Genomic DNA, 3307 nt, shown 5'->3' with positions numbered 1-3307 from the left:
TTTCAATGCGTTATTTCGTAGTAAATGTTATAATAAAGGCTTTTATAATCGGTGGATTATCTTTTACTATTACATATATATTGAAGCAATTTTTTCAACCTCTGGATTTTTATTTACTTTTATATTTTGCACATTTCTTTTTTTTGTAACTGCTTGTTTGGTGTTTTTTGGGGGGCTAAAAAAAATAGAGAGAGAGATGATTCGTACCTATAGTAATAAATTTTTTCAAAGATAGATGGATCATGAAATATTTTTCTACTGATAGTCAGATGGATATTGTAAATAGTGCCGTTGTAAAGGCTTCAATGTCGACTTCCTTTGATTCAGTAAACCAACATCCAGAAGGATTGTTTCGTTATAAGGTAACTAAGTTTTTAGGTAAACGGAAGGAAATATATGGGAATTACCCTATAGGATTCCTGTATTGGGGGCTTTCTGAATATGTACTTATGCATAATGAAACAAATCTAATTTTACGCATGGACAAGAAGATTACTGGAATATTTCGTGAAGATGGGAGTCTTAAGTATAAAATTTCTGTGATAGATCAAGTCCCAATAGGATGTTGTTTTATCAATATGTATAAGTTAACCTTTGATGATAAATATGAAATTGCTGCACATTACATTGCAAATTATTTGTTGGGAAGATTTAAAACCGATAGGATTCTATATCGCTGTCATTCAAATGTTCAATTGGTGGATACATTGGGAATGGTTGTTCCTTTTTTATGTATGTATAGTGAACTGGTAGGGGATGAAAAGTATTATAATATAGCTCGAAATGTTTATGATGAATTCTTAACACATGCAAATACTTCAACAGGTTTTCCTGTACATGGTTATGATATTACTACTGGAATCCATTTGGGTAGTAGTAATTGGGGAAGAGGATTAGGTTGGTATTTGTTGGCCAAAGCCTATTTGGGTGATAAAAATAATTCTATTAATTCTCTATTGTCATCAATAACCTATGTTCAATTCCCTTTTCAAGGTTACTCGATAGTAGATTCATCTGTTGCTTTACTCTGTGAATTGTATAAAGTATTAATATATTCAGATTATACTCCAAATTTTTCTCAATTACATTCTTTTATTCGTCAAGATGGGTTGATTGATTTTTGTACAGGAGATACATGTGGATTCAATGACTATGCTTCTTATTATGGTTTAGGAGGATTAGCTAATGGCTTATATTTACTTTTATTGTCAAAATCAAATGTATGAATATTGCGATTGTAACTCAGCCTATTAAGGCAAATTATGGAGGAGTGTTGCAGAACTTTGCATTACAAAGTGTATTGATAAAGTTAGGTCATAACCCAGTGACTATAGATTATCGCGATAGTAGTCCTTTATGGTTTTATCTGTTCCAGACAGTTAAAACAATTTTATTATATCCATTTTCTTCGAAGAGAAGAGCATTGACTCCTTATAGAAATGTTTTTCCACGTGATAAACGAATAATGAATTTTGTTCATAAATATATTAAATTAACTGATAGCCAGTATTTATCTTATAATAGAGAGATTGTTCAAAAATATAAAATTGGTGCTGTAATAGTTGGTAGTGATCAAGTTTGGCGTCCGAGGTATAGTCTAATTGTTTATATGATACATATCTTTCTTTTCTAAAGAATGAAAAACTAATAAAAATGTCTTATGCGGCTTCTTTTGGAGTTGATTCTTGGGAATATACTGATAAACAAACAAAAGTATGTAAAGAATTAGTAAAACAGTTTAATGCAGTTTCTGTACGTGAACACAGCGGGATTCATTTATGCCAAAAATATTTAGATGTTAAAGCTAGCGAAGTATTAGATCCTACTTTACTTTTATCAAATGATGATTATTGTTCACTATGTTCTGATATACCTGTAAATTGCAAAAGATATGTCTGTTGCTATATGTTAGATACTAGTAGTGAGAAGATGGTAATTATAGAAGAGTTTTCGCGTGAAAATAATTACGAAATAATTGTTTTTTCGGCTCATGATAGTATTACATATTCTGTGGAAGAATGGTTGGCTTTATTTAGAGATGCAAATTTTGTGATAACAGACTCTTTTCATGGAACAGTCTTTTCTATTATATTTCATAGAGAATTCTATTCTTTAATCAATGCAGATAGAGGAGCTACTCGTTTTGTTTCATTGTTATCAAAATTTGGGTTGGAATCACGTGTAGTAGTAAATGCTAAGTTGGAAAATACTCCAATAGATTGGACTGTTGTTGATTCTAAGAAAAATGAAATGATTAATAAGAGTCTAGATTATTTGCGTAATGGATTATCTTAATAAAGAATTGGTTTCCATAATTGTTCCTGTATATAATTCATCAGCTTACATAGAGAATTGTGTTAATGGATTATTGCGTCAATCATATAAAAATATAGAAATTATATTAGTTGACGATGGTAGTAGTGATGATTCATTAGATAAATGTAGAATCTTGTCACAACTTGATACACGAATTGTTGTTTATTCTAAAAAAAATTTAGGGGCTAGTTCTGCTCGTAATATGGGTATTGAATATGCTCAAGGTTATTGGCTTGTATTTGTTGATTCTGATGATACTGTAAAGGTTGATTATGTTAAGCATTTGGTTGATGGAGCATATTTGAGTAGTGTCGATTTTGTTATATCAGGAATTCAATATTGGAATACTCAAACTGAGTCTAGAATAGATAAAGTTTATGAAAAAATATTGTTAAAAGAAGATAATCTAGTAGAGTGTATAGTGAAATATCGAATTTATGAAAATGGGGGACCTATCTCTAAGTTATATAAGGCATCAATTATTCACGATCATTCCATTCGTTTTAATGAAAATTTGCATTATGCAGAAGATTGTGATTTTGTGTTGAAATATATTTCATTTATAAGTTCTTTATTATTTATAAATTCAGTTGATTATATATATAGATTAACTCCAAATTCATTGTCGCATCGAAGATTGTCTCTTGCTACTGAGGAAATGTGTCTTTTAGAAATGCAGAAAAGATATCAAGATTTATCCTCAAGATTTAAAGGATATAATTTGAATTTATATAAAGCTTCAATAATACAATATTATCTTCGAGTCTTTTAGAAATGCAGAAAAGATATCAAGATTTATCCTCAAGATTTAAAGGATATAATTTGAATTTATATAAAGCTTCAATAATACAATATTATCTTCGAGTATTATTAGGAATTACAGATCCTCAAGATTTAAAGGATATAATTTGAATTTATATAAAGCTTCAATAATACAATATTATCTTCGAGTATTATTAGGAATTACAGATTCTGATTTATGTATAAGTGA

At 29.3% G+C, this 3307-nt stretch carries 4 protein-coding genes; all 4 read left to right on the top strand.

What is annotated here, in order from left to right:
• Positions 1-242 precede the first annotated feature (242 nt).
• From DXA15_RS24685 to DXA15_RS24670, 4 genes are read left to right on the top strand one after another with little or no spacing between them, the layout of a single operon-like run.
• On the top strand, positions 243-1226 hold the full coding sequence (locus DXA15_RS24685; protein ID WP_128135805.1) for a glycoside hydrolase family 88 protein: 984 nt from the start codon (positions 243-245) through the stop codon (positions 1224-1226).
• A complete protein-coding gene (locus DXA15_RS24680; RefSeq protein ID WP_128135804.1) occupies positions 1223-1633 on the top strand; it encodes a hypothetical protein in 411 nt (136 codons plus the stop codon). Before DXA15_RS24685 ends, DXA15_RS24680 begins: the two co-directional genes overlap by 4 nt.
• 14 nt (positions 1634-1647) lie before the next feature.
• On the top strand, positions 1648-2295 hold the full coding sequence (locus DXA15_RS24675; protein ID WP_369683086.1) for a polysaccharide pyruvyl transferase family protein: 648 nt from the start codon (positions 1648-1650) through the stop codon (positions 2293-2295).
• Positions 2282-3088, top strand: coding sequence for a glycosyltransferase family 2 protein (locus DXA15_RS24670; RefSeq protein WP_128135802.1), 807 nt, complete (start codon positions 2282-2284; stop codon positions 3086-3088). Before DXA15_RS24675 ends, DXA15_RS24670 begins: the two co-directional genes overlap by 14 nt.
• The last annotated feature ends 219 nt before the right edge of the window (positions 3089-3307 follow it).

Source organism: Parabacteroides sp. AM58-2XD, from assembly GCF_003463685.1.
Classification (GTDB): Bacteria; Bacteroidota; Bacteroidia; order Bacteroidales; family Tannerellaceae; genus Parabacteroides; species Parabacteroides segnis.
The sequence above is the reverse complement of the archived record's forward strand: the minus strand, read 5'-3'. Positions and strand labels throughout refer to the sequence as shown.